This is a genomic window from Verrucosispora sp. ts21 (assembly GCF_002879555.1).
Lineage (GTDB): Bacteria > Actinomycetota > Actinomycetes > Mycobacteriales > Micromonosporaceae > Micromonospora > Micromonospora gifhornensis.
Genome location: NZ_PNOZ01000017.1, coordinates 59246 through 85631 on the forward strand (window position 1 = coordinate 59246; position 26386 = coordinate 85631).

At 71.0% G+C, this 26386-nt stretch carries 23 protein-coding genes; 17 read left to right on the plus strand and 6 right to left on the minus strand.

The features are described 5' to 3' along the window. The first annotated feature begins 1 nt into the window (after position 1). Positions 2-1423: a dihydrolipoyl dehydrogenase family protein gene (locus tag C1A38_RS09960; protein WP_102657550.1), complete on the plus strand. Its 1422-nt coding sequence runs from the start codon at positions 2-4 to the stop codon at positions 1421-1423. A 27-nt stretch (positions 1424-1450) separates the two neighbouring features. After that, on the plus strand, positions 1451-2611 hold the full coding sequence (locus C1A38_RS09965; RefSeq protein WP_102657551.1) for a GDSL-type esterase/lipase family protein: 1161 nt from the start codon (positions 1451-1453) through the stop codon (positions 2609-2611). A gap of 26 nt (positions 2612-2637) precedes the next feature. Here C1A38_RS09965 and C1A38_RS09970 read toward each other — a convergent pair whose 3' ends face one another. Both C1A38_RS09970 and C1A38_RS09975 read right to left on the minus strand, forming a co-directional pair. Further along, positions 2638-3417: an SDR family oxidoreductase gene (locus tag C1A38_RS09970; RefSeq protein ID WP_102657586.1), complete on the minus strand. Its 780-nt coding sequence runs from the start codon at positions 3415-3417 to the stop codon at positions 2638-2640. Next, complete coding sequence (locus C1A38_RS09975; RefSeq protein ID WP_502696927.1) at positions 3417-5297, minus strand: glycoside hydrolase family 15 protein; 1881 nt, start codon at positions 5295-5297, stop codon at positions 3417-3419. Before C1A38_RS09975 ends, C1A38_RS09970 begins: the two co-directional genes overlap by 1 nt. 289 nt (positions 5298-5586) lie before the next feature. Here C1A38_RS09975 and C1A38_RS09980 point away from each other — a divergent pair, with 289 nt between their 5' ends. From C1A38_RS09980 to C1A38_RS10040, 13 genes are all read left to right on the plus strand, one after another. Further along, positions 5587-6474 carry a poly(ethylene terephthalate) hydrolase family protein gene (locus C1A38_RS09980; RefSeq protein ID WP_199180160.1) on the plus strand — a complete coding sequence of 296 codons (888 nt, stop codon included), beginning with the start codon at positions 5587-5589 and terminating at the stop codon, positions 6472-6474. Positions 6475-6591: 117 nt separating this feature from the next. Further along, on the plus strand, positions 6592-7749 hold the full coding sequence (locus tag C1A38_RS09985) for an acyl-CoA dehydrogenase family protein (protein WP_102657552.1): 1158 nt from the start codon (positions 6592-6594) through the stop codon (positions 7747-7749). Continuing rightward, complete coding sequence (locus tag C1A38_RS09990; protein ID WP_102657553.1) at positions 7746-8906, plus strand: acyl-CoA dehydrogenase family protein; 1161 nt, start codon at positions 7746-7748, stop codon at positions 8904-8906. Before C1A38_RS09985 ends, C1A38_RS09990 begins: the two co-directional genes overlap by 4 nt. An 88-nt stretch (positions 8907-8994) precedes the next feature. Then, positions 8995-9777: an ABC transporter ATP-binding protein gene (locus C1A38_RS09995; RefSeq protein ID WP_102657554.1), complete on the plus strand. Its 783-nt coding sequence runs from the start codon at positions 8995-8997 to the stop codon at positions 9775-9777. Further along, a complete protein-coding gene (locus C1A38_RS10000) occupies positions 9777-10496 on the plus strand; it encodes an ABC transporter ATP-binding protein (protein WP_102657555.1) in 720 nt (239 codons plus the stop codon). Before C1A38_RS09995 ends, C1A38_RS10000 begins: the two co-directional genes overlap by 1 nt. A 17-nt stretch (positions 10497-10513) precedes the next feature. Then, the gene (locus C1A38_RS10005) at positions 10514-11392 is read left to right on the plus strand and encodes a branched-chain amino acid ABC transporter permease (protein WP_102657556.1); all 879 of its coding nucleotides are present in this window, start codon (positions 10514-10516) and stop codon (positions 11390-11392) included. Beyond that, positions 11389-12495: a branched-chain amino acid ABC transporter permease gene (locus C1A38_RS10010; RefSeq protein WP_102657557.1), complete on the plus strand. Its 1107-nt coding sequence runs from the start codon at positions 11389-11391 to the stop codon at positions 12493-12495. Before C1A38_RS10005 ends, C1A38_RS10010 begins: the two co-directional genes overlap by 4 nt. A 58-nt stretch (positions 12496-12553) precedes the next feature. After that, positions 12554-13834, plus strand: coding sequence for an ABC transporter substrate-binding protein (locus tag C1A38_RS10015; RefSeq protein ID WP_102657558.1), 1281 nt, complete (start codon positions 12554-12556; stop codon positions 13832-13834). A 68-nt stretch (positions 13835-13902) separates the two neighbouring features. Beyond that, the gene (locus C1A38_RS10020; protein WP_233196748.1) at positions 13903-14730 is read left to right on the plus strand and encodes an SDR family NAD(P)-dependent oxidoreductase; all 828 of its coding nucleotides are present in this window, start codon (positions 13903-13905) and stop codon (positions 14728-14730) included. After that, a complete protein-coding gene (locus C1A38_RS10025) occupies positions 14723-15772 on the plus strand; it encodes a phosphotransferase family protein (RefSeq protein WP_233196749.1) in 1050 nt (349 codons plus the stop codon). The genes C1A38_RS10020 and C1A38_RS10025 overlap by 8 nt, the downstream gene beginning before the upstream one ends. Before the next feature lies 1 nt (position 15773). Then, on the plus strand, positions 15774-17009 hold the full coding sequence (locus C1A38_RS10030; RefSeq protein ID WP_102657559.1) for an acyl-CoA dehydrogenase family protein: 1236 nt from the start codon (positions 15774-15776) through the stop codon (positions 17007-17009). Positions 17010-17055: 46 nt separating this feature from the next. Beyond that, entirely contained in the window at positions 17056-17667 is a 612-nt protein-coding gene (locus tag C1A38_RS10035) for a TetR/AcrR family transcriptional regulator (protein WP_102657560.1), read from the plus strand. Positions 17668-17787: 120 nt separating this feature from the next. Further along, entirely contained in the window at positions 17788-20664 is a 2877-nt protein-coding gene (locus C1A38_RS10040; RefSeq protein ID WP_233196750.1) for a helix-turn-helix transcriptional regulator, read from the plus strand. Between the two features lie 31 nt (positions 20665-20695). Here C1A38_RS10040 and C1A38_RS10045 read toward each other — a convergent pair whose 3' ends face one another. Next, a complete protein-coding gene (locus C1A38_RS10045) occupies positions 20696-21031 on the minus strand; it encodes a hypothetical protein (RefSeq protein ID WP_102657562.1) in 336 nt (111 codons plus the stop codon). Positions 21032-21366: 335 nt separating this feature from the next. On the opposite strand from C1A38_RS10045, the gene C1A38_RS30765 reads away from it, so the two are divergent. Continuing rightward, positions 21367-21714, plus strand: a complete 348-nt coding sequence (locus C1A38_RS30765) for a hypothetical protein (protein WP_146017508.1) — start codon at positions 21367-21369, stop codon at positions 21712-21714. 501 nt (positions 21715-22215) lie between these two features. Here the strand turns inward: C1A38_RS30765 and C1A38_RS10060 are convergent. From C1A38_RS10060 to C1A38_RS10070, 3 genes are all read right to left on the minus strand, one after another. Further along, positions 22216-23208, minus strand: coding sequence for a hypothetical protein (locus C1A38_RS10060; protein WP_102657590.1), 993 nt, complete (start codon positions 23206-23208; stop codon positions 22216-22218). Positions 23209-23331: 123 nt separating this feature from the next. Continuing rightward, positions 23332-23928, minus strand: a complete 597-nt coding sequence (locus C1A38_RS10065) for a GIY-YIG nuclease family protein (protein ID WP_102657564.1) — start codon at positions 23926-23928, stop codon at positions 23332-23334. Positions 23929-24135: 207 nt separating this feature from the next. Continuing rightward, the gene (locus tag C1A38_RS10070) at positions 24136-24690 is read right to left on the minus strand and encodes an SMI1/KNR4 family protein (protein WP_102657565.1); all 555 of its coding nucleotides are present in this window, start codon (positions 24688-24690) and stop codon (positions 24136-24138) included. Between the two features lie 419 nt (positions 24691-25109). Between C1A38_RS10070 and C1A38_RS10075 the strand changes: the two genes are divergently transcribed. After that, entirely contained in the window at positions 25110-26306 is a 1197-nt protein-coding gene (locus C1A38_RS10075) for a helix-turn-helix domain-containing protein (protein ID WP_102657566.1), read from the plus strand. Positions 26307-26386 lie beyond the last annotated feature (80 nt).

Genomic DNA, 26386 nt, shown 5'->3' on the forward strand with positions numbered 1-26386 from the left:
CATGACCGAACTGGCGTACGACGTCGTCGTGATCGGCGCGGGACCGGTCGGGGAGAACGTCGCCGACCGGGTCGTGCAGGGTGGCCTGACCGCGGCCATCGTCGAACGGGAACTGGTCGGCGGGGAGTGCTCGTACTGGGCCTGCATGCCGACCAAGGCGTTGCTGCGCAGCGGGTCCGCGTTACGCGCGGCCCGCCAGGTGCCCGGGGCGCGTGAGGCGGTGACGGGAGACCTGGACGCGGCGGCGGTGCTGGCGCGGCGGGACTCCTTCGCCGCGAACTGGCGCGACGACGGGCAGGTGTCCTGGCTGGAATCGGCCGGGATCGCACTGCACCGAGGTCACGGACGGCTCAGTTCCGCCAAGGTCGTCGAGGTGACCGACGCCGACGGCGCCACCACGACGTTGACCGCGCGGCACGCGGTGGTCGTGGCCACCGGCAGCAGTTCCCGGAAGCCGGACATCCCTGGCCTGCGCGCCGCAGCGCCTTGGTCCAGCCGCGAAGCCGCTGCGGCCACGTCGGTTCCCCGCCGACTCGCCATCATCGGCGGCGGCGTGGTGGCGACCGAAATGGCCACCGCGTACGCCGCACTCGGGTCCTCGGTGACGATACTGGCCCGCGACGGCGTGTTGCCGTCGGTGGAACGGTTCGCCGCCGAGCAGGTCACGCAGTCGCTGCGTGCGGCCGGTGTGACCGTACACGTCGACGCGGAGGCCGTGTCCGTGCACCGCGACGACGAAGGCACCGTCCACGTCGAAACCACAAAGGGCGAGCGGGTCGAGGCCGACGAGGTCCTCGTCGCGATCGGCCGTACGCCGAACACCCGGGACCTCGGACTCGACACCGTCGGCCTGACGCCCGGTGACTGGCTGACCGTCGACGACACGATGCGGGTCGTCGACGCCGGCGACTGGCTGTACGCCGCCGGTGACGTCAACCGGCGGGCGCTGCTCACCCACCAGGGCAAGTACCAGGCACGCGCGGTCGGCGACGTCATCGTGGCCCGCGCGAAGGGCGAGAAGGTCGACGACGGCCGGTGGGGCCGGCACGTGGCGACGGCCGACGAACGTGCGGTGCCGCAGGTGGTGTTCACCGACCCGGAGATCGCCGCCGTGGGTCTGACGGCGGCTGCGGCCGAGGCGGCAGGGCTGCGGACCCGGGTCGTCGACTACAACCTCGGTGCGGTCGCCGGTGCTGCCCTGCATGCGGATGACTACCAGGGGCAGGCCCGGATGGTCGTCGACGAGGACCGCAAGGTGATCGTCGGCGTCACCTTCGTCGGTCCGGACGTGGCGGAGCTGATCCACGCCGCGACCGTCGCCATCGTCGGTGAGGTCCCGTTGGACCGGTTGTGGCACGCGGTTCCGGCGTACCCGACCGTCAGCGAGGTGTGGCTGCGGTTGCTGGAGGCGTACGGCCGCTGACGTCGTCTGTTCGAAGGGAAGTCGTTGATGCAGGTGCGGCCCGAGTTCATCCGTGGCGTCGCCGAGGTCGAGGTCACTCCGCGCGGCATCCGAGCGCACCGGCTGCCCGCCTGGGTACGGGAGCAGTTCCCCGACGGGCAGTTGCTGTCGATGGAGAACCAGCCCTCGGGCGTGCGCGTGGTGTTCCGGACGGCGGCGAGCGCGTTCGACCTGGTGGTCCACCCGACCCGGATCGCCTATGTGGGCGCCGACCGGCCGCGTGGGCGCATCGACGTCTACGCCGACGGCGGCCTCGTCGTCCGTGACGTGCTCGACGGCGGCGACCGGTTCGAGGTCGACCTCGCCAGCGGCGACAGCACGCTGCACCCCGGCCCGGCGCACACGACACGGGTCTCCGGCCTACCCGAGGGCCGGCACCGGATCGAGGTCTGGCTGCCGCACAACGAGTCCGTCGAACTGGTCGAGCTGCGTGCCGATGCCCCGGTCGAGCCGGACGACGTCGACCTGCCGCAGTGGGTGCATCATGGCAGCTCGATCAGTCAGGGCTCGAATGCGCTGGCACCCAGCGAGATCTGGCCGGCCGTCGCCGCCCGCCGTGCCGGAGTGGAGCTGCGCAATCTCGGCCTGGGCGGCAGCGCGTTCGTCGATCCGTTCCTGGCTCGCGTGATCCGCGACGCCCCGGCCGACTATGTGAGCGTCAAGCTCGGCATCAACGTCGTGAACCTCGACGGGATGCGGCTGCGGGTCTTCGTCTCCGCCGTCCACGGCTTCCTCGACACCATCCGCGACGGCCATCCGGACGTGCCACTGCTGCTGATCTCGCCCCTGTTCTGCGGCATCCACGAGGACACTCCCGGGCCGGGCGCGATCGACCCCGCCTCGATCGGCACCGGTCAGGTGCGTTTCGTCGCGACCGGCACACCGCACGACGTTGCGCTGGGACGTCTGACGCTCCAGGTCATCCGGCGCGAGCTGCGGTCCCTGGTCGAACGCCGGGCGGCCGACAGGAACCTGCACTTCCTGGACGGCACCTCGTTGTACGGTGCCACCGATGCCGCTGAACTCCCGCTGCCCGACGGCTTGCACCCGAGCCCCGAGGCCCACCAGCGGATCGGTGCCCGTTTCGCCGAGTACGCCTTCACCGGCACCGGCCCGTTCGCCCGGCCCGCAGCCGGCGGTGGCGCCTAGCGTCGGACGTCTGACCGACAGGGCGTCTACGCGCCCTGGCCCTGGTTCTGCATCAGTCCGCCGTCCATGAAGTACGTCGACCCGGTGACGTAGTCGGCGTCGTCGCTGGCCAGGAAGACGGCGAGCTTGGCGATCTCCTGCGGCTGCGCGGCCCGCTTCCAGGGGATGGACTGCACCTGCTCCTCCAGGTACTTCGGGTCGTCGATCGCCTTCTGGTTGAACGGGGTGAGCACCATGCCCGGCCCGATGTTGTTGACGTTCATGTGCATCGGGGCGACCTCCAGGGCGATGCTCTTGGCCAACTCCAGCATGCCGCCCTTGCTGGCGTCGTAGTCGGAGCCGCCGGCGCGGGCCACCTCCTGGTGGACGGAGGTGATGTTGATGATCTTGCCGTGTCCGCCCTGGTCGCGGCGGTGCTGGATGAACCGCCGACAGCAGAAGAACATCCCGTACAGGTTGGTGCGGATGGCCCGGTCCCAGGTCTCGGTGTCCAGGTCGGCCACCGGGATGCCGGAAGCGTCCACGCCCGCGTCGTTCATCAGGATGTCGAGGTGGTCGAACTCCCCGAGGGCCTCGTCGAACATGGCCTCGACCTGATGTTCGACGCTGATGTCGCCCTGCACCACGACAGCCCGCTGACCGGTCTTCTCGATCTCGGCCTTGGTGTGGTTCGCGCCCGCGTGGTCGTGCAGGTAGTGCACCACCACGTCGGCGCCCTCCCGGCCGAACTCGATCGCCGTGGCCTGCCCGATACCCGAGTCGGATCCGGTGATCATGGCGGTCCTGCCTGCCAGCCGTCCGGTCATCAGCACGCTCCCCTTTCGTGGCTGTCCCCGTCCACCGGCGCGTACCCGCTCGCCGCAGTCGTAACCGGGCGGGTGCCGACGGGAGGCAGCCGTGGGCTCACGTTGCCGGACTCGACCTCGCCGATGATCCAGGCGGCGTTGATGACCCCGATGTGGGACAGCGCCTGGGGGAAGTTCCCGATCAGGCTGCCGTCGCGGCGGTCGATCTCCTCCGACAGCAGCCCGAGGTCGTTCGCGTGGCCGGTGACGTTCTCGTAGACCTGCTTGGCCTCGTCGAGCCTGCCGGCCCGCGCCAGGGCCTCCGCCAGCCAGTACGAGCAGATGATGAAGGCGCCTTCCGTACCGGCTCCGGTCCAGCGTTGCAGCAGGTCGTCGCGCCCCAGCTCACTTCTGATCGCGTCCACCGTGGCCACGACCCGCTCGTCGTCACCGGGAAGGAACCCGGTGATCGGCATAACGAGCAGCCCGGCGTCGAGGTGGTCGGAGCCGAACGCGCCGGTGAACGCCTGACGGGATTCGTTCCAGCCCTGGGTCAGGATCGCCGCACGGATCTGGTCCCTGACCTGCGACCACCGGGGCACCTGCGCCTCGGCGTCCAGGGTCGACGCCAGGGTGATGGCCCGGTCCAGCGCCACCCAGCACAGCAACTTCGACGTCAGGTAGTTCCGCTCGCCCTCGCGTCCCTCCCAGGTGCTGGCGTCCGGCTCCTGCCAGGTGTCGGCGGCCCGGTCGGCCAGGGTGCGCAGCAGGGTCTTGGCGGCCGGCGACAGGTCCCCGAGTTCGTCGCGCAGGACCAGGGCGCACTCCAACGGTTCGCCGAGGACGTCGAGTTGCTTCTGCTGCCAGGCGTTGTTGCCGACGCGTACCGGGCGACTGTTCTGGTAGCCGTCAAGGTGGTCCAGGGTGTGTTCGGTCAGGTTCCGCTCGCCACCCACGCCGAACATGATCGGTATGTTCTCCGTGGTGTCCACCGATCCGATGGAGGTGGCCATCCAGTCGAAGAAGCGGCTCGCCTCGTGCGGACAGGCGGCGACCCACAGCGCCCTGAGGGTGACGCTGCCGTCGCGGAGCCAACCGAACCGGTAGTCCCAGTTCGCCGCCCCGCCGACCTGCTCGGGCAGCGAGGTGGTGGCGGCCGCGACCACCGCACCGGTGGGCTGGTAGGTCAGCGCCTGAAGGACAAGCGCGCTGCGCCGGACGTGTTCCCGGTACGGGCCCTGGTAGTCCTGGTGCAGGCGGTCCCAGGACTGCCAGGCGGCGACGGTGTCCCGCAGCGCGGCCCGCCCGTCCAGCGGGGCGGTCGGTGGGTCGGCGGAGTTGCGGTGGTGCAGCGTGAACACCGCGCTGTCGCCCTCGGCGAGGGTGAATCGCGTGGTCACCAGTGCACCGTCGACGGCGAGGTCACGGTCGGCGGTCAGGGTCAACCGGTCGCCGCCGCCGGCGATGTCGATCCCGGCCGGCGTTTCGGTGATCGTGGGACTGACCAGCCCGTACTCCGGCCGGACCGCGACCTCGACCGCCACGTCGACCGTGCCGGTGATGGCCTCGACCTGCCGGATCAGCACGTGCGGGGAGGTGAAGCCGATGCGGTGACCGCGTTCTCCGGCACCGAGGCTGAGGGCGTCGGTCAACCGCAGCACACCGGTCGGGGTGTGGAACTCCGTGCGGAGCACCATCGTCCCGTCGATGTAGTGCCGGGAGGTCGTGTACTTCCCGAGCGGCCGGATCGACCAGGAGCCGCCGGTGGCGCCGAGCATCCGGGCGAAGACGCTCGGCGCGTCGAATCGGGGCGGGCACCACCAGTCCACGGCCCCCTCCGAGGAGACCAACGCCGCGCCCTGACAGTCGCCGAGAAGTGCGTAATCACTGATCACGGCCATGTTCGCTCCTACCCGTGGTCGCGTTTCCCATGCCCCCGGGACCTGCGGGGGTGGCGACCCGACGTCGCAACCGTCGGCAGGTTGGAACGCGCGCTCAGTACTGCACCGGCACCAACGCGCAGGATTTGGCTGGAATCGGGCGCCGTGGCGTATACCCCGCGAGACGGCGCGGCCGGCTGCTCCCGGGTCGGGGGAGCGGGTGACTGGTGATTTCGCCGATGCGGTGTCGGCGGGCCGCCCCAAACACTGATCGCAGTCGATACAGCTCCAACCCAAGGGAGTACCCGACGTGCGATCAACCACCACCACCCGTCCCCGTTCCCTCACCCTGCTGGCCCGGCTGGCGATGACCGCCGTCCTGGCCGCCGGTGGCGTCGTCGCCACCTCGTCCGCCGCCCAGGCCGCCAACCCGTACGAGCGGGGACCGGCGCCGACCAACGCGATCCTGGAGGCCAGCCGCGGCCCCTTCGCGACCTCGTCGACGAACGTCTCCTCGCTGGTCAGCGGCTTCGGCGGCGGCGTCATCTACTACCCGACCACCACCACGGCGGGCACCTTCGGCGCGGTGGCCATCTCGCCCGGCTACACCGCCTCCTGGTCGAGTCTGGACTGGCTGGGTCCGCGGATCGCCTCGCACGGCTTCGTGGTCATCGGCATCGACACCATCACCCGCCTCGACCAGCCGAGCAGTCGGGGTCGGCAACTGCTGGCCGCGCTGGACTACCTGACCGAGCGCAGCTCGGTGCGCAGCCGCATCGACTCCAGCCGGCTCGCCGTGGCCGGTCACTCGATGGGCGGCGGCGGCAGCCTGGAGGCCGCCGCGAGCCGGCCGTCGTTGCAGGCCGCCGTGCCGCTGGCGCCGTGGAACCTGACCAAGAACTGGTCGAACCTGCGGGTGCCCACGCTGATCATCGGCGGTGAGAGCGACTCCGTCGCCTCGGTCGCCACGCACTCTGAGCCGTTCTACAACAGCATCCCGGCCTCGTCGGAGAAGGCGTACCTGGAACTCAACAACGAGGGCCACTTCTTCCCGAACACGGTCAACACCCCCACCGCGAAGCAGATGGTGGCCTGGCTGAAGCGGTTCGTCGACGACGACACCCGCTACGACCAGTTCCTCTGCCCGGGCCCGAGCGGCTCGGCGGTGGAGGAGTACCGCAACACCTGCCCGCACTGACGTCCTGCCGGGGCGGCCGCGACGCGGCTGCCCCGGATCGTTCGGCCGCCGGTCTTCCGTCCCGAGGACCGGCGGCCGTATATTGCATCGACAGTGCAATAATTCTGGAGGTGGTGGGTGTCCGACCACACGGCCGACGGGCTGCGCGCGCTGGTCGCCGCGTTCCTCGACACGCACGACCCGAACGGTGACCGCCTCGGTTTCCTGCGCGCCCGCTTCGACGCCGGGCTGGCCTGGGTGCAGCACCCACCCGGGCGCGGTGGCCTGGGCGCGCCGCCGCAGCTGCAGGCGATCGTCGACGACGCCTTCGCCGCAGCCGGCGCACCGGACAACCAGCCCCGGCGCAACAGCATCGGTCTCGGCATGGCCGCGCCCACCCTGCTGCGGCACGCCAGCGACGCCCAGTGCCGACGCTGGCTGCGACCGCTGTGGACCGGCGAAGAGGTGTGGTGCCAGCTGTTCAGCGAACCCGACGCCGGCTCCGACCTGGCGAGCCTGCGGACCCGGGCCGTGCCCGACGGCGACGACTGGATCATCGACGGCCAGAAGGTGTGGACGTCGCTGGCCCACGAGGCGCGCTGGGCGATCCTGCTGGCCCGGACCGATCCGGCCGCGCCGAAGCACCACGGCATCACCTACTTCGTCTGCGACATGACCGCACCGGGAGTGCAGGTGCGTCCGCTGCGGCAGGCCACCGGCGAAGCGGAGTTCAACGAGGTCTTCCTCACCGGTGTCCGGGTACCCGACGCCCACCGCATCGGCGCGGTCGGGCAGGGCTGGCAGATCGCCCGTACGACGCTGATGAACGAACGCGTCGCCATCGGCGGCCGACCGCTGCCCCGCGAGGGCGGCATGGTGGGCGTGCTGGCGCGGCTGTGGCGGGAACGCCCGGAGCTGCGCACCGCCGGGCTGCACGACGAGGTCCTGCGCGCCTGGGTGAGCGCCGAAGCCGCCCGGCTGGCCGCGCTACGGCTGCGGCAGCTGATCGCCGCCGGTGAGCCCGGCCCCGAAGGCTCGGCGGTGAAGCTCTCCTTCGCCGAGCTGAGCCAGCGGATCAGCGGACTGGAGGTGGAGCTGCGCGGCGCCGAAGGGCTGCGGCACGACGACTGGACGATGCGTCGCCCGACCGAACCCGACCTGCTCGGCCGCACCGCCACCTACCGCTACCTGCGCGCCCGGGGCAACTCCATCGAGGGCGGGACCTCGGAGATCCTGCGCAGCATCATCGCCGAGCGGGTGCTCGGGCTGCCCACCGAACCCCGGGTGGACCGATGAGCGACCTGCTCTACGACGCCGACGAAGAGGCGCTGCGCGACACCGTACGCACGTTGCTGGCCACGCACGCCCCGTGGCAACGCACGCTCGCTGCCGTCGACGGCGACGATCCGTACGACGCGACACTGTGGCGTCGACTTGTCGACCAGCTCGGCGTGACCGGGCTGGCCGTGCCCGCCGAGCACGGTGGCGCCGCGGCCGGCTTCCGTGAGGTCGCGGTGGTGCTGGAGGAGCTGGGTCGGGCGGTCGCGCCGGTGCCCTTCCTGGGTGCCGCCGTGGCGACCCGGGCGTTGCTGGCCTGTGCCGAGCACACCCTGCTGCGCCGGCTGGCCGCCGGTGAATGCGACGTGACGATGGCGATCGGCTTCGCCACCGCACCCGACCTCGCCACCGCAGCCGACTTCGCCACCGGGCCAGAGGCCCGCCCCGCCCCGGTCACGGTCGGTCCCGGACCGACGCTCACCGGTCGGGTGCGCGGTGTGGCCGACGCCGTACCGCACGGACTGCTGCTGGTCCCGGCCGGCGACGCGCTCTACGTCGTCGACGCCGCCGAACCGGCGGTGCGGATGTCCGCCGTGGTGTCGCTGGATGCGACCCGACCGCTCGTCGACATCGAGTTCACCGCTGCGGCGGCCCGTCCGATCGCCACCGGCGCTGCCGCTGCCGACGCGGTGGCGGCGGCGCTGACCGTCGGCGCGGCGCTGCTCGCCTCCGAACAGGTCGGGCTGGCCCAGTGGTGTCTGGACACGACGGTGGCCTACGTGCGCCAGCGTCACCAGTTCGGCCGTCCGGTCGGCTCGTTCCAGGCGGTCAAGCACCGGCTGGCCGACGTGTGGGTGGAGCTGACCGAGGCCCGGGCGGTGGCCCGGTACGCCGCCGACCGGCTCGGCGCGGGCGGTCCCGAGGCGGCGCTGGCGGCCGCGTTGGCTCAGGCGTACTGCGGACCGGTGGCGGTACGGGCGGCGGAGGTCTGCGTCCAGTTGCACGGCGGGATCGGCTTCACCTGGGAGCACCCGGCGCATCTCTACCTCAAGCGCGCCAAGAGCGCCGCGATCGCCTTCGGCACCGCCGATCGGCACCGGGCCGCCCTGGCCCGGCTGGTCGATTTGCCCCCACCGGTCACGGCCACCGCCCCACCCGGCGCTGCCGTCCGTTGAGGACCGGCATCGAAGGTGTTGACGAAACACGCGAGAAACGTACACTCCCAGTGTAATAAGTTTGGCCGCACGGCGAGGGGCAGGGTTGATGACGGACGGTCTCGCACTGCACCAGGTCGGCGTCCGCTTCGGCGGCCTCACCGCCCTCGACGACGTCTCCCTTCAGGTCGGTCCGGGTGAGGTGGTCGGGGTGATCGGCCCCAACGGCGCCGGCAAGACCACCCTGTTCAACGTCGTGTGCGGCTTCGTCGCCGCGCACACCGGCACGCTGACCCTCGACGGCCGGCCACTGCGGCCCCGACCGCACCGGCTCACCCGACTGGGCATCGCCCGCACCCTGCAGGGCACCGGCCTGTTCGCCGGGCTCACCGTGCTGGAGAACGTGATGACCGGGGCCACCCACACCGCCCGCGCCAGCCTGCTGCCGGCACTGCTCGGACTGCCCCGCAGCGACCGCGACGAGCGCCGGCTGCGCGAACACGCCCGCACCGTTCTCGACGAACTGGGCATCGCACAGCACGCCGACGCCGCGCCGGACACCCTCCCGTTCGCCGTACGCCAACGGGTCGCCCTCGCCCGCGCGCTGGCCGCCCGCCCCCGCCTGCTGCTGCTCGACGAGCCGGCCGGCGGACTCGGCGCCGACGACGTGGACAACCTCGCCGAGCTGATCCGGACGCTGCCGCACCGGGGGACCGACCCCTGCGCCGTGCTGCTCGTGGAACACCACATGGACCTGGTCATGGCGGTCTGCGACCGGATCGTGGTGCTCGACTTCGGACGGGTCGTCGCCGCCGGGCCACCCGAGGCGGTCCGCGAGGACCCGGCCGTGGTCGACGCCTACCTCGGCGCGACCGTCGACGAGGCCGCCTGATGACCGCCGACCTGCTCACCGCCGAAGCCCTGGCCTCCGGCTACGGGCCGGTGCCGGTGCTGCACGGCGTCGACCTGCGGGTGCCCACCGGCACCATCACCGCAGTCATCGGTGCCAACGGCGCCGGCAAGACGACCCTGCTGCGCACCCTGTCGGGCATGCTGCGCCCGAGCGCCGGCCGGATCATGTTCGACGGACAGGACCTGCGGGGCACCCCGGTCGAGCAACTCGTCCGGCGCGGCGTGGCACACGTACCGGAAGGCCGCGGCGTCATCGGCGAACTCACCGTGGCGGAGAACCTGCGCCTCGGCGCGCTGTGGCGCCGCGACCGCCGCGACGCCGCACGCGCCCTCGACGAGGTCTACCAGCTGTTCGAACCGCTCGCGCGGCGACGACGGCACCTCGGCCACCAGCTCTCCGGTGGCGAACGGCAGATGCTTGCCCTCGGCCGGGCCCTTGTCGCCCGCCCCCGCCTGCTGTTACTGGACGAACCGTCGCTCGGCCTGGCACCCCGCGTGGTGGCCCAGACCATGGCGCTGCTGCGCCGGCTGCGCGACGACACCGGGCTGACCGTGCTGCTTGTCGAGCAGAACGTACGCAGCGCCCTGGCCGTCGCCGACCAGGGCATCGTGATGTCGCTCGGCCGGGTCGTCCTGGCCGCCCCGGCCGAGCGGCTGCGCGACGACACCGACCTGCGCCACGCCTACCTCGGATTCTGACAAACGCTAGGAGGACCGTGGACCGCTTCCTCTTCCTCACCCTCGACGGACTGTCGAGGGGCGCGGTCTACGCCGCGTTCGCCCTCGCCCTGGTGCTCATCTGGCGAGCCGGTCGGATCGTCAACTTCGCCCAGGGCGCGATGGCGGTCGCCGCCGCGTACGTCGCCTACAGCGTCACCGCCGCGACCGGCTCGTACTGGCTCGGCTTCGCCGCGGCACTGCTCGCCGGACTGCTGCTCGGCGCGATCGTCGACATCGCGGTGATGCGACTGGTGGACCACCGCTCACCACTCAACCCGGTGATCGTCGCGCTCGGGCTGGTCCTGCTGATCCAGGCACTCCTCGGCATGCTGTACGGCAACGAGTACCTGCCCGCACAGGCCCCGATGAGCCGTACCGCGCTGACGGTGGGCGACACCGCCCTGCTGTCCCCGTACGACCTGTTCGTCTTCGCCACCGTCGGCGTGGTCGGCGCGGCCCTGGTCTGGATCTTCACCCGGACCGCGATCGGGCTCCGGATGCGGGCGGCGGCGTTCGCACCCGAGGTGTCCCGACTGCTCGGCGTGAACGTCGGCGGCATGCTCACCCTCGGCTGGGCGCTGGCCTCGGGCGTCGGCGCACTGGCCGCGATGCTTGTCATCCCCACCGAACTGGGCCTGCATCCCCACGCGATGGACATGGTCTTCGTCTTCGCGTTCACCGCCGCGGTGCTCGGCGGGCTGGACAGCCCACCCGGCGCGGTCGTCGGCGGACTCGGCGTCGGCCTGCTGCTGTCCTACGTCAGCGGGTACGCCGGTGGCGACCTCATCCCGCTCGCGGTGCTCGCCCTGCTGCTGACGGTGCTGCTGCTGCGCCCCGGCGGACTGTTCGCCACGGTCACCGCGAGGCGGGTGTGAGCGCCACCCGGGCGCCCGCGCCGCCTTACCGACAGCGCGCCGTCGACCTCGTCCGTACCGGCCGGTCCGTGCCGACCCTGCTCCGCCACCTCGCCGTCGCCGTCGCCGTCGCGCTGGTAGTGCTGCTGGTCAGCTACCAGCTCGACTCGTACCGCAACTTCCAACTCGCCACGGTGGCCGCCTACCTCTGCGCCACCGCCGGACTGACCATCCTCACCGGGCTCTGCGGGCAACTCTCCCTGGGGCACGGGGCGTTGATGGCCACCGGCGCGTACACCGTCGCGCTGTGCCAGACCGCCTTCTTCGACCGGGGCGTCACCTCCGGTGCGGTGCTGCTGCTGTCGCTGGTCGCCGCCGTGGCGGTCACCGTGACGGTGGGTCTGGTCGTCGGCGTCGCCGCCGCCCGGCTGCGCGGCCCCTACCTGGCCGGGCTCACCCTGGCGGTGGCGGTGGTGGTGCCGGCGTTGACAGTCACCTTCGACGGCATCTTCAACGGCGAGCAGGGCCTGCCGGTGCCGGTGGCACCCGCACCGGCAGGGCTGGGTCTCTACTTCCCGCACGAGCGGTGGCAACTGTGGATGGCCGCCGGGGCGACCCTGCTCTGCCTGGTGGTGCTGGCCAACCTGGTCCGCAGCCGCTACGGCCGGTTGTTCCGGGCGGTACGCGACGACGAGGTCGCCGCCCGGCTCGCCGGCATCCACGTCGCCCGTACGCAGGTCATCGCCTTCGTGGTCAGCGCGGCCGGCGCCGGCCTCGGCGGCGCCCTGCTGGCGGTGCTCGCGCAGAGCGTGTCACCCGGCGCGTTCGGACTGAACCTTTCGCTGTTCCTGCTCATGGCCGTCGTCATCGGCGGTCTCGGCCGGCTCGCCGGCGCCGTGTGGGGCGCCTTCCTGCTGGTCGTCCTACCCGACCTGACGCACTCCCTGACGAACCTGTTCACCCTCTCACCGGCGACGGCGCAACGGCTGGAGGGCAACCTCCCGCTGGCGATCTTCGGGGCCACGTTGATCGTGGTCATGATCGCCGCCCCCGGCGGTGTGCAGGGTCAGCTGTCCCGACTGACCCGGGCGCTGCGCGCCCTCAGGCCGGCCGGGCGCTCGTAACCCGCCCCACCCCCACCACCCGCCTCGCACAACCGGACCGATGAAAGGTCGGTGTCCCATGCGAACCACGGAACGGCGCGGTCTCGCGATCGCCACCACCCTCACCTTGCTGCTCACTCTCACCGCGTGTGGCTCCGACGACGGCCCCGGCTCGGGGGAGCCGGTTCCCGGGGTCACCGACACGGAGATCGTCGTCGGCACCCACATGCCGCTGACCGGACCGGCGTCCGCCGGCTACTCGAAGATCGCCCCGGCCACGAAGGCCTACTTCGACTACGTCAACGCCAACGGCGGCGTACACGGCCGCAAAATCACCTACAAGGTCATGGACGACGGCTACAACCCGGCCACCACTCAGCAGGTCGTGCGCCAACTCGTCCTGCAGGACAAGGTCTTCGCCGTCCTCAACGGCCTCGGCACCCCCACCCACACCGGCGTGCTGGACTTCCTGCACACCAACCGGGTGCCGGACCTCTTCGTCGCCTCCGGCAGCCGCAACTGGGACCAGCCCGACCGCTACCCGAACACCTTCGGCTTCAACCCGGACTACACGGTCGAAGGCAAGATCCTGGCCAACCACGTGAAGACCACCCTGCCCGGCCGGAAGGTCTGTTTCCTCGGCCAGGACGACGACTTCGGGCAGGACGCCCTGGCCGGCGTGGAGAAGGTGCTCGGCACCGACGGGGTGGTGGCCCGCGAGACGTACGTGACAAGCAACACCAACGTCGCCCCCCAGATCGGCGCGTTCAAGGCCGCCGGCTGCGAGGTCGTCATCCTCGCCACCGTGCCCGGCTTCACCGCCCTGTCCGTCGGCACCGCCGCCCGGCTGGGCTTCCGCCCCCAGTGGGTGGTGTCGAACGTGGGCGCCGACCACCCGACGCTGGCCCGGCAACTCGGCGACGCCGCCGGACTGCTGGAGGGCATGGTCGGGCTGAACTACCTGCCGATGCAGGGCGACACCGACAACCCGTGGATCCAGCTGTTCACCAAGGTGAACAACGAACACAACGGCGGCGCGGAGTTCGACGGCAACGCCGTCTACGGGATGGCCGTGGGCTACCTGTTCGTGCAGGTGCTGCTGGCCGCCGGCAAGGATCTCACCCGCGAGTCACTTGTCGAGGCCGTCCGCAAGGGCGGCTACCAGGGGCCCGGCGTGGCGCCGCTGCGCTTCTCCGCCACCGACCACTCCGGTTACGGCGGGGGCCGGCTGAGCCGGGTCAGTGGGGGCAAGCAGACCTACTTCGGCCCGACGTACGAGACCGACGAGGCCGACGGACCGGTCAACGAGTACACCGCACCGCCGGTGTCACCACCGGCCAACGGTGTGCCGAACGCCTGAGCAACACGTCCGCGTGGTCCGCACCTGCGTACGGGTGCGGACCACGCCCGACCGCAGACGGGAGTCCGATGTCGACAGCCGACCCGGCCACCGACGGCTCGACCGCCGGCCAGCCGGAAGGAGCACGGTGGTTGCCGGGGGCGGCGGTCGTGGTTACCGGTGCCGGCTCCGGCATCGGTGCGGCCCTCGCCGAGCGGTTCGCCGCCGTCGGGGCCCGCGTGGTCGTCAACGACCTCGACGCCGAGGCGGCACAGGCCGTGGCCGCTCGGATCGGCGGCCACGCCTGTCCCGGTGACGCCGCCGACCCGGCCGGTGTCGCCGAACTTGTGGACTTCGCCCGCCGACGCCTCGGCGGCGTCGACCTGTACTGCGCCAACGCCGGCGTGGCACCCGCAGGCGACGCCGACGACGCGGCGTGGGAGACGGCCTGGCGGGTCAACGTGATGTCCCACGTTTACGCCGCCCGCGAACTGCTGCCGTACTGGCTCGCCGCCGGGCGGGGGCGGCTGCTGGTCACCGCGTCGGCCGCCGGCCTGCTGACCATGCTCGGCAACGCGCCGTACGCGGTGACCAAACACGCCGCGCTCAGCTTCGCCGAATGGCTGCGGGCCACGTACGCCCACCGGGGCATCGTCGTGCAGGCACTCTGCCCGCAGGGTGTGCGTACCCCGATGCTGGCCGCGGGCGACGCGATGAGCAGCGCCCTGCTGGACGCCACCGCCGTCACCACCGACCAGGTGGCCGACTGCGTGCTGGAGGCGCTGGACGACGACCGGTTCCTGGTGCTGCCACACCCGCAGGTGGCCGACTGGTACGCCCACCGGGCCGCCGACCCGGACCGCTGGCTGCGCGGCATGAACCGCCTCCAGCAGCAGACGGAGCACCGCGATGCCTGACCCGGCAGACCACGCCACGCCGGACGACGCCGCTTCGGACGACGCCGCTTCGGACGACGGCGGCCCGCTGCCCGGACTCGACCTGGACCGGCTGGCGACCTACCTGCACCGCCAGGTGCCCGGGCTGCTCACCGGGCCGCTGCACGGTGCGCTGCTGACCGGCGGGCGGTCCAACCTCACCTACGCGGTGACCGACGGGCAGACCCGGTGGGTGCTGCGCCGCCCGCCGCTGGGCCACGTCCTGGCCACCGCCCACGACATGGGCCGGGAGTACCGGGTGATGCACGCCCTCGCGCCGACCGCCGTCCCGGTGCCGCCGATGGTCCACCACTGCGCCGACCCGACGGTGCTCGGAGTGCCGTTCTACCTGATGGGGCAGGTGCCCGGCCGGGTGCACCGGGAACCGGAGGAGCTTGTCGGCTGGTCCCCGTCGCAGGTGCGCGACCTGGCGTTCCGGTTGATCGACCTGCTCGCCGTGCTGCACACGGTCGAGCCGGCCTCGGTCGGCCTGGCCGACTTCGGTCGCCCCGACGGGTTCAACGCCCGGCAGGTCCGCCGCTGGAAACGTCAACTCGACGCCTCCCGCAGCCGGGACCTGCCCGGCATCGGCGAACTGCACGACCGGCTGGCCGCCGCCGTACCCGAGACCCGTGCGGCGGCCGTGCTGCACGGCGACTTCCGGCTGGACAACGTCCTGCTCGGCGAGGACCGCAGCGTACGCGCCGTACTGGACTGGGAGATGTCCACCCTCGGCGACCCGCTGGCCGATCTGGCCCTGTCGCTTGTCTACGCCCGGCGGGTGACGGCACCCGGCCAGCCCGGCACCGACGAACTGGCCGCCCGGTACGCCCGACGCACCGGACGGTCGGTCGACGCACTGCCCTGGTATCTCGCCTTCGCCGCCTTCAAGCTCGCGGTGATCCTGGAGGGCGTGCACTACCGCTACGTGCAGGGCAAGACCGTCGGTGACGGATTCGACCAGATCGGCGCGCGGGTGCCGCCGCTGATCGCCGAGGGCCTGAGCACCCTAGGGAGACGATGACGTGGACTTCCGCTACGACGACACCACCGAACGGCTGCGCGAGCGCCTGCACGAGTTCATGACCGAGTGCGTCCATCCGGCCGAGCCGATCTTCGAAGCCCAGACCCGGACGGCCGACGAACCGTGGACGGCGCCGCAGGTGGTGGCCGAACTCCAGGCCGAGGCGCGTCGGCGCGGGTTGTGGAATCTCTTCCTGCCCGGCGAACAGGGCGCGGGCCTGACCAACCTCCAGTACGCGCCCCTGGCGGAGATCACCGGCCACTGCCCGTGGCTGGCCCCGGTGGCGCTCAACTGCGCCGCACCGGACACCGGCAACATGGAACTGCTCGCCCAGTTCGGCTCGGCTGAGCAACGCGAGCGGTGGCTCACGCCGCTGCTCGACGCCCGGATCCGGTCCGCCTTCGCGATGACCGAGCCGGCCGTCGCCTCCTCCGACGCCACGAACATCGCCACCCGCATCGAACGCGACGGCGACGCGTACGTGGTCAACGGCCGCAAGTGGTTCGTCACCGGCGCGATGGACCCACGCTGCGCGATCTTCATCGTGATGGGCCGGACCGACCCGTCTGCGCCCCGGCACCAGCAGCACAGCCAGATCCTCGTCCCGCGCGACACCCCGGGCGTCACCGTCCGTCGAGGCATGACGGCTTTCGGGTACGCCGACGGCGACCACGGCGGCCACGCCGAGATCGACTTCGTCGACGTACGGGTGCCGGTGACGAACCTGATCGGCACCGAGGGCTCCGGCTTCGCCATCTCACAGGCCCGGCTCGGTCCGGGTCGGGTGCACCACTGCATGCGGCTGCTGGGCATGGCGGAACGGGCCGTCGAGCTGATGTGCCGGCGGGTCAGCCAGCGGCACGCCTTCGGTGCGCCCCTGTCCGAGCAGGGCGTGGTGCGGGACTGGATCGCGCAGGCCCGGGTACGCCTGGAGCAGGCCCGCCTGCTGGTGCTCAAGACCGCCTGGCTGATGGACACCGTCGGCAACCGGGCCGCACACACCGAGATCCAGGCCATCAAGATCGCGGTACCTGAGGCGGTCGAATGGATCATCGACCGGGCGGTGCAGGCCCACGGCGCGGCCGGCGTCAGCCAGGACACCCCGCTGGCCCGACTCTGGGCCCGCGCCCGCGCGGTACGCATCGCCGACGGCCCCGACGAGGTGCACCGCCAGTCGCTGGCCCGCCGGGAGCTGCGCCGGCATCGGGACGCGGATGCCGTACCGGCACGCGTCTAGACTCGGCTGGCACGAGGGAGCAGCAAGGGTGAGGAGACGGGCGCGGATGGTCGGTGCCGAGACCGCCGGTCGGGTCGACGGGCGCACTGCGCGGGCGGAGCGCACCCGGGCGGCCATCGTCGAGGCGCATCTCGCGCTCATCTCCGAGGGCGACCTGCGTCCGACCGGTGAGCGCATCGCCGAGCGGGCCGGCATCTCCCTGCGTACGCTCTGGACCAACTTCAAGGACATGGAGACCCTGTTCGAGGCCAGCGGCGCGGAGCTGCTGCGCCAGCAGGACGCCGCCTGGCGGCCGATCTCGCCCACCCTGCCGCTCGCCAAGCGGGTCGACGCCTTCTGCCGGCAGCGGGCCAAGCTGCTGCAACTGATCGCACCGTCGGCGCGGGCCGCGCAGATGCGCGAGCCGTTCTCCGCACAGCTGCGCCGCAACCGGCTCAAGCACATCGCCCGGGTACGCGACGAGATCGAGCAGTTGTTCGCCGAGGAACTCGACCGCGCCGGGCCGGCACGCGACCAGGTGGTCAACGCGGTGGTGGCGGCCAGCACCTGGCCTGCCTGGTCCACCCTGCGCGACGGCCTCGGGCTGGGCGTGGACGCCGCCCGGGCGGTGATGGCCCGTACCGTCGGCGCGCTGCTGGCTCAGGTGGACGAGCGCTGACGGGTCGCGGCCGGTACCGCGAGGCGGGTGACCTGGGGCAGTTGCCGCAGAATTCCGCTTCTACCTCTTCTCAAGCGCTGTCCGATAGGTGAGACTCGATGCATGGTTAGTGCATCAGCAGTGCAAATAGAAGTGCTACGGGGCCGGCAGGGGGAGTGCCGGGAGATCCGCTCGCTGCTCGCCGCACCGGCCGGAGGAGCGCTCCTGCTGCACGGCGAGCCCGGCGCGGGGCGCACCGCCCTGCTGGCGTACGCCCACCGCCACCGTGCAGGTCGCCGCCTGCTGGCCGCCGCCGGCCTGGCCGACGAGGCGATGCTGCCCTACGCCGGACTGCAGCGGCTGCTCGACCCCGTGCTCGACCGCGCACACGCGCTACCCGAACGGCAGCGGCAGGTGCTGCGCGACGCCCTGACCGGCGAAGGCTGCCCCGACCGCGACCAGCTCATCCTCTCCCACGCCGTCCTCGGACTGCTCGCCGAAGCCGCCCACGACGGCCCACTGCTCTGCACCATGGACGACCTCGACGCAGGCGACACCCCGACGGCGCGGGTACTGACCTTCGTGGCCCGACGGCTGCCCCAACTGCCGGTCGTGCTCCTGCTCACCGCCGGCAACGACACCGCAGCGCAGGCGATACCCGGCCGCCGACTACTGCCCCTGGACCCCTCCGACAGCCTCGCCCTGCTGACCGCCCGACGCCCCGGCCCACCACCACCCGAGCCGGTGCTGGCCGCCCTGACCACCCTCGCCGCCGGAAACCCACAAGCACTCGTCGACCTCGCCGACACGCTGACCCCCGGCCAATGGAGCGGCACCGAACCCCTGCCGGCGGCACCGCCGACCGACGGCACCCTCGGCCGGACGTACCGCGCCCTGCTGGCCCGCCTACCCCGCGACACCCAGGGCGCGCTGCTGCTGGCCGCGATCGCCGCAGCCGACCTCGCCAACCCGACCCCGACCGGCCGGGCCGCCGCCGTGGACCCGCTCACCCTGGGCCGGGCGTTGCGAGCGGCCGGCAGCGGCGTCGAGGCACTCGTGCCCGCCGAAGCCGCCGGCCTGATCCGGATCACCACACCCGGTGGCGCCGAGTTTCCCCGACCGCTGGCCCGCAGCATGATCGAGGCCACCGCCTCCGTCGCCGCCCGCCGCGATGCCCACCTGCTGCTCGCCGCCGCCCTCGACGGCACCGGCTCGCGACTGCGTCGGGCCCTGCACCAGGCCGCGGCAACCGACGGAGATGATCCGGCGCTGGCCGCCGAGCTGGAGGACGCAGCACAGGTCCACCAGGACCGGTCGGTGGCCGCGACCGCGCTGGCCCGGGCCGCCGAACTCAGCGACGACGCGGCGCTCGCCACCGCCCGGCAGGTCACCGCGGCCCGCTACGCCTGGCAGGCCGGACAACCCGAGCGGGCCCAGGCGCTGCTGCACCGCGTCGCCGACGTGACCGGCGCACTGCCACACCAGGCTCTACCCTCACCGACCAGCCGCGGCGCCACTGGCCTGCCGATGGCCTCACCCGCGCCGGCCGGGCATAGCGCCGCTGGCCCGCCGGTGACCGCCGCCACGGCTGGTCTGGCCGAACTGCTGCGCGGTGAGATGCACCTGCGGTGTGGTCGCGCCTCCACCGCACTGCCCACCCTGCTGGCCGCCGCCACCACACTGGCCGACGTCGACCGCGAGTCGGCGCTCGTCGCCCTGGTCCGCGCCGGTGAGGCCGTCTGCTTCTCCGGCGACCACTACCGCTACGCCGAGGTGGCCCGCCGGGTGCAGGCACTCCGCCGCGACGGAGATCCACCGTGGGCGGACCTGCTGACCACCCTGGTCGCCGGGGTCGCCGCCACCCTGCGGGGCGAGCACGCCCACGGCGGCCCGCTGCTGCGCCGGGCGGTGGCGCTCGGCGGCCGGCTGCGCGGTGCCGCAGTCACCCCGACCGCGTTGACCGGTGCGGCCGCCGCCGGCCTGCTCGTCGCGGTCGACGCCGCGGCGTACCGGCTCGCCGAGGACGCCGTCGACCTGGCCGCCGACCGAGGCGAGGTGTCACTGCTACCCAGGGCGCTGGAACTGCGCGCGATGAGCGAATACTGGCTGGGTCGGCACGACGCCGCAGCGAAAAGCTGCCAGGAAGGACTGCGGGTGGCCCGGGCCGCCGGACAGCACGCCACTGCCGGCGTACACCTGGGTCTGCTCGCCGTGCTGTCGGCCGTGCGGGCAGACCACGACGCCTGCCTCGGCCACGTCGCCGAGCTGGGCGACACCGCCGCACCCGGCAGCCGCCCGTACGCCCTCGCCCAGTGGGCCCTCGGGGTGCTGGACCTGGTCGACGGCCGGTACGCCGACGCGGCCGACCGGCTGGCCACGCTGGCCCGACCCGGCACCGGACGTGGCCAGGTGCTCGTCCAGGTGATGGCCACACCCCACCTGGTGGAAGCCGCCGCCCACGACGGCAGGACCGCCCGGGCCCGAGCCGCGCTCGCCGTCTTCGACCGCTGGGCCGGAAGCACCGCCAGCCCGCTGCGCCGGGCGCTGTCGGCCCGCTGCCACGCGCTGCTGGCCCCGCGCGGCAGCGCCGAAGCCGAGGAACACTTCGACCGGGCGTTGTGCCTGCACCCGGCCGACGCCGCCACCTTCGAACGGGCCCGCACCGAACTGCTCTACGGTCGAGAACTACGCCGCAATCGGCGGCCCCGCGACGCCCGCGACCACCTGCACCGGGCCCGGCAGACCTTCGTCCTGCTCGGTGCCGACGTATGGGCCCGGCAAACCACCGTGGAGCTACGCGCGGCGGGGGAGTCCGTCGGTACGCCGGACCGGCAGGCGGTACGGCTGCTCACCGGCCAGCAGTTGCGCATCGCCCAACTGGTCGCCGCCGGCGCCACCAACCGGGAGGTCGCCACACAGATGTTCCTGTCCACCCGGACCATCGACCACCACCTGCGCAACATCTACCACCGACTCGGCATCCGCTCCCGTACCGAACTGGCCCGCGCCTTGGGCTGAGGCCGCGACCCATTCGTTCGGCACGAATGAGTCAGGTGCCGGTCCGCTGTTCCAGGTGTCGACGAGCATCCCGCCACAGACGCTCAAACTCCCCGGAGGACAGGCTTTCCAAAGCAGGCTTCAACGCGGGCTCGGGTGGAGGAAACGGGGCCTCCGGCACAACCCCGTACCGCCGTTCGTACTCAGATACCGCGCCCACGGTCCCTGAGTCACGAGCGATGAGCACCTCTGCGAGCGACGCCGCCGCCACGAAGACCCCGTCCGACCCGCGCAACTCAACGTGACGTAGCGCCCACCGATCAGCATCCAGCTCGTCGTAGTTCCAACGGTCATCATCGGACCAGTACCAACGGATGTAGGTGAGCACATAACCATTGTCGCCCGAAGCCTGTGGCAGCTATGCGGCCGACGGCCGCAGGTTCTTGCGCCAGTACCAGTCCAACTGCTCCGCGAGCCGCTCGCTTATTGTCATTTCCGCACCCTACGTACAACGGAGACCTGGCAACGACCCTCACGGACGCCGGGCCATTGCCTGCCGCGTGCTGGTCCGTGCCCGATGTAGGGGGCAAGATGGGTCAACGGCAGCGCAGTCTGCAGTCGCGTGTGCACGCCCCGTGCTGGACCGAGACGGTCGTGGTCACCCAGTGTGTAGATCAACACGATTCCCAAGCTGAGGGTCGAGTGTCACCTACGCTTACGTCCGTGCCTCACTGGTCGGAGACTGTGCGCGCCGCCGAGGAACGGGGCGACTGGGATCGAGCAATCGCGGTAGTCAGTGCTGTCGCGGAGTGTTACAGCACCGACCACGAGCGCCATAACGCGCACCTGTGGCACATGGATCTGCTCGCGCGCGCCGGCCGTCATGTCGAACTGGCGACTCTTGGCCAACAAGATGTGCATGCGCGCAGGCGGCTGAACCGGCTGCTCTACGAGGAAGGCCGGCTGGATGATCTGCGACAGCGAGCGCGTTCCGGAGACGGTGGAGCGGGGTACCTGCTCGAACGCGCGGGAGGTCGGGATGGCCTGGGTGCCGAGCAGGTGGGTGACTAGCTGGGCGACGACCGAAGCGGCCGACCCCGGACGGTCCACGGACGACGGTGGACCGTTCCAGCAGCCTGGAAAGCTCTGGCGAGACCTGTTTTGCCGGTAGTAACAGTGTCCCGAGTTGTGGCCGATACAGGGATAACTGCAAAAGTGCCCGAGAGCCTGACACGCGGCCCGACGGAGAAAGGTGGAGATGGTAGAAAGCGGTCCCCGGCGTCGGCATCTGCTCTGGATCTTGGCGTATGCGGCAGTGGCGATTTGGGCGGGTGTGAGTGGAGCTTCGCGGATCGGCGAGGGAAACCTCGGCTTGGGAACGTTCCTCCGGATCCTCTTGGCTGTTTTCATGTTAGGTGCCCTAGCAGCGGAGATTCGGCAGTATCGGCGCCACCGCCGATCGGCAAGTTAGGTCGCCGCTTGGTTGGCGTAGCTTCGACGACGGCACCTTGCCGAATCGCCAGATCTTCCAAGCTGACTTTGCAGCTCAAGGCGAGTGTGGCGAGCCGGAGACTAGAACCGCGCGGGTCGCCAGGACGGCCCCGCGATCTTTGGTGGCTTGGTCAGCGTGGGATCGATAGCTTGCCAGGTGGCGCGCCACTCACTGGGAGGAAGTGCCAAGGTGGCGCACACCTCGCGCGCCACCTCCTCGGGACCACGGCCACGCCACAGGGTGTCGACGAAGACCTGGTAGTCACCGTCGATCTGAAGGGCGACCCGGAACAGTTCGTGATCGCGGTAGTCGTTGGCGACCCAACTGGGTTTGAGGCCGTGAGAGCGCAACCGGTCGCGGTCCATGTCCGTCAGGACACGTCGTCCGGCTGTGCGCTCTGCCGTCTCCCACGAATGATCCGCAGCCACCCGTGCGACTTCCACGTCGTACTCGGCGGCCGAGAAGGAGACGCCGCGGTTCATGGGCACCTCGATCGACCAGTCCCAGTGCACGAGATCGCCGTCCCGTCTGATGGTGACGTCTGTGGATCCACAGCCATACACGCCGCATTCGCAGCGGGCGATCGGGACGGTGCGCGGCTGGGAGGCGGCCACCAGACGATTGGTGGGGACAAGGATGTCGTACGGGTCCATCCCGAGTCCGGCTGCGGCAGAGGTCATCTCCGTACCGTTGACGTAGACCTCCACCTGGAATCCGCCGCCTGCATCGCCGGGCGTCGGCACTACTTCCAAACGTAGAGAGTCGACTCCTGGCCGACGGGCGACTCCTCCACCTGTTGCGAGGGCGAAGCCTGGGGGGACAGCGCCCGGGTAGGGGATTCTGAGTTCCTCGAGCGACTTGGCCACGAGTTCGCGGATATCCCAGGATGGATCTCTCAGCGAAGCGCCAGCGAGTTCACGCAACGTCGGCGAGTCCAGCCCGTCGATCAGTGCCTGGCAGGCGGCATGGATCATGTCCGCCAGGCCGTACCCGGTGTCGGCGTTCCATCGCCCCACAGCGTCGTACAGGCGCTGCTCCGCAGACCCGCTGCCCTTCCCAGTCACGCCAACCATCATCCACAGCCCCTGCGAGGACCGCACCGTCGTTTCGCATCTACCGCCCTCGCAGCGTCCGCTCATCGGCTACGAGCGCGCGGCTTTCGTGAGCGCGCACCGGCGCGGGTGTCGAGTAGATGGTTACGGCGTTCGCGAGGGCTCGTCCGGGTGGCTGCTGGTGTTGTACGAGTTCTTGGCGGCGACCACGGCCGCCTGAAGGTGCTCGGGGTCGACGCCGTGTACGTTGAGCGGCGGGTGCAAACGCCGGACAAGTTCGGCCTCGATGGTCGCCGGCTCTGCGTCCTCCGCCCAGGTCAAACGCAGGTGCGCGGACATCCACGCGGTCAGCCGCGACTCGTCCTCAGGGATCAGGACGACACGGTCGGTAAAGGTCGTCTGGTATCCCTCGGACACCAGCAGCCCGGCCAAGGTGCGGCGCAGAGTCGAACTGCCCGAACGCCTCAGATGGTTGCGCAGGATCCGGCCCCGCAGGCTGGTTGCCCGTCCGAGGTACAGCAGCCGTAGCGACGGGACGTTTTCATTCGGTGGCCCGGGAAGCTCGGGAAGGATCGAAGGACCGGCCCACCAGGCGTAGACGCCGCTGCCACGGCTCAGCCGCTTGACGGCGACATCGACTTCGACCGGCGGGCCGCAGAGTAGTCGCAGGGCCTCTTCGACCCGGGTTCCGTCGGTGGGAGCACCGTCCGGTCGGGTTTGGGGAATGGTCATCGAGGTCATCCTAGGCGTCCCCGGCGGATCGGGGCCGGGGGCTGCAAGGACGCGGATGCCGCCGGCAAGGTCCGGCAGGGCCACGATCGGCGGCTACGCATACTGACAGGCCGATCAGCAAGCCGCGCGCTGTCTGCGGCAGAAGGGGATGTCGAGTCGGGCGCATATTGGAACGATGCGGGTTGCAGTCGTGGTCTGACTGCTCGCGAGGTTGACTCAGAGGTCGGTGATGCTCCCGTTGAGGGCGAAGGCAGCCACGGCGGCCAGCAGTGCGTCCAGGAAGTCGTCCAGGTCCTCAGCGACGACCGTGACGCCGAAGTCGGCGGACCCCGAATAGATGCCCTGCTCGTACCCGCATTCCCGCAGCCGGTAGACAGTGCCGACGTCGCCGACGGCGATGGCGTACAGGGCGCCGCCGCCGTCTGCACCGAAGATGACCACGTCAACGTCCTCGTCGAACGGCTCGCCGATGCGATCCGGGATCCCGTCGTCGTGGTACAGCATGCCCTGGATGTGGCTCGGCGAGAACATGAAGTAGCCGTTTGCGATGTCGGGCAAGGAGACCGCGCCCACCCATCTGGCGACGGCGAGGAGGGCGTCGGGTATCCACGGCAGTCGCTGCCGGAGCGCGGCGAGATCCGACTCCGATGCCGGCGGACCCACGGTGTGCTTGTCCGGTTTGAACGGATACCTCGATACGACGTCACGTAACGCACGCTCGGTGGCCGCCTCGATCGCTTCCGCCCAGCAAGTCAGCCGCTGCTCGTCCAACGCGGGTGCCCCTTCGGCTTGCAGCCCTCACACGCAGTACTGCGAGATGCGCTCCGAGCAGGTGCCGATGCCCGTTCCCGCTGGTAGATAGGGCAGGTAGTTCGGCCAAGGGTGTCACAGCCCAGGCAGCGCTGTCGTCGGCGTGGCTGAGTCGCTCTTCCGCCAGGCCGTGCCGCATAAGGGGCAGACATCAGCGGCACGATACCTGCGGCCAGATCGGCGAACTGTTCTTCAAGTTGAGACTGAAGTGCGACCCCGGGTACCTGGTCCTCGCCATCCGGGCGAGGCGGGAGTGAGCCACCGGCGACGGCATCAAGGACCCGGACGTGAACGGGGTCAACGATGCACGTCGTTGGGAGTACCGTCGACAGGTGGTGGCTGGGTGAGTTCGCCTGGCATCTTGAGCTTGGAGCGGCGTTATGGCTTCGTCCGTCGATCCGCGCTTCGGCGTAGCTCTGCGTGAGTTTCGGGAGCGGCGTGGTTTGTCGCTTCGGGCCCTGGGGCAGCTCGCGCATCGGAGTAAGAGCCATCTGCACGAGTTGGAAGCAGGGCTCAAGGCTCCGACAGTCGACACGGCGCGCCACCTGGACCGGGTTCTCGACGCTGGGGGTTCGCTCGCTCGCTTGGTCGATGCGCCTGTCGACCATGCGGCCGAGGCCGGCGAGCTGCGGGCGAGAGTCGCCGCCAGCGATGTCAGCAGGGACGTGCTCGAACGGATCGAGCAGGGCGTTGACGACCTCGCCAGTGCCTATCCGACGATGGCCCCGGCGGATCTGTTGCCGCTGGTACGGCAGCACCTCGCCTATGTCGGGCGGTTGCTGGATGGGCGGGTCACGCTTGCTCAACAACGGCGGTTGTTGGTTGCCGGTGGCTGGTTGGCGGTGCTGCGGGCGACGGTGCATATCGACCTGCGGCAGCGGACAGCTGCGGCTGCCCACTTGCGAGCTGCTCGTGATCTTGCCGAACATGCGGAGCATGACGAGATCCAGGCATGGTGTCTCGAAACCCGGGCCTGGGACGTGCTGACTCAAGGCGACTACCGGACGGCACTCGATCTCTCCGAACAAGCTCAGCGGGTCGCCCCGAAGGGCAGCTCTGCCCGCATTCAGGCAACTGCTCAGGAGGCTCGTGCGTGGGCGCGGATCGGGGACGTCGGTGCGACACGGCGAGCGTTGGACCGGGTCGAGCGGCTGACGGCGAATCTGCCCGTTCCTGAGCGAGCCGAACACCATTATCGGTACGACCCGGCGAAGGCCGCCGCATATACGGCTACGACTTTGGCGTGGGCTGGTGATCCCGGTGCCGAGCAGGTAGCGCGGGCTGTGTTGGCCGATTTGGACCCGTACGGCGATGGGGGAGCGCGGCCCCGCCGGTCCGCGTCGGCCCGCCTCGACCTCGGTCTTGCCCTGGTCGCCGCCGGGCAGCCGGACGAGGCGGTCGCACTTGGGGCGCAGGCCGTGGAGTCCGGGCGGGTGGTGCCGTCGAACTGGTGGCGGGCTGCGGAATTGCTGGCGAAGGTGGAGCAGTCGGGGGCACCAGAGGCCGCGACATTGCGTGACCTGTGCATCGAGTACGCCCCGGAACGTCGACCGCCAGCGGACAGCACACCTGGTTAGCGGACAGTCACCTTCTGGATCGTTGACGCGCACGGCGTAACGCTGGACCTCACTGCACCCGGGCGCGGAACGAGACACAT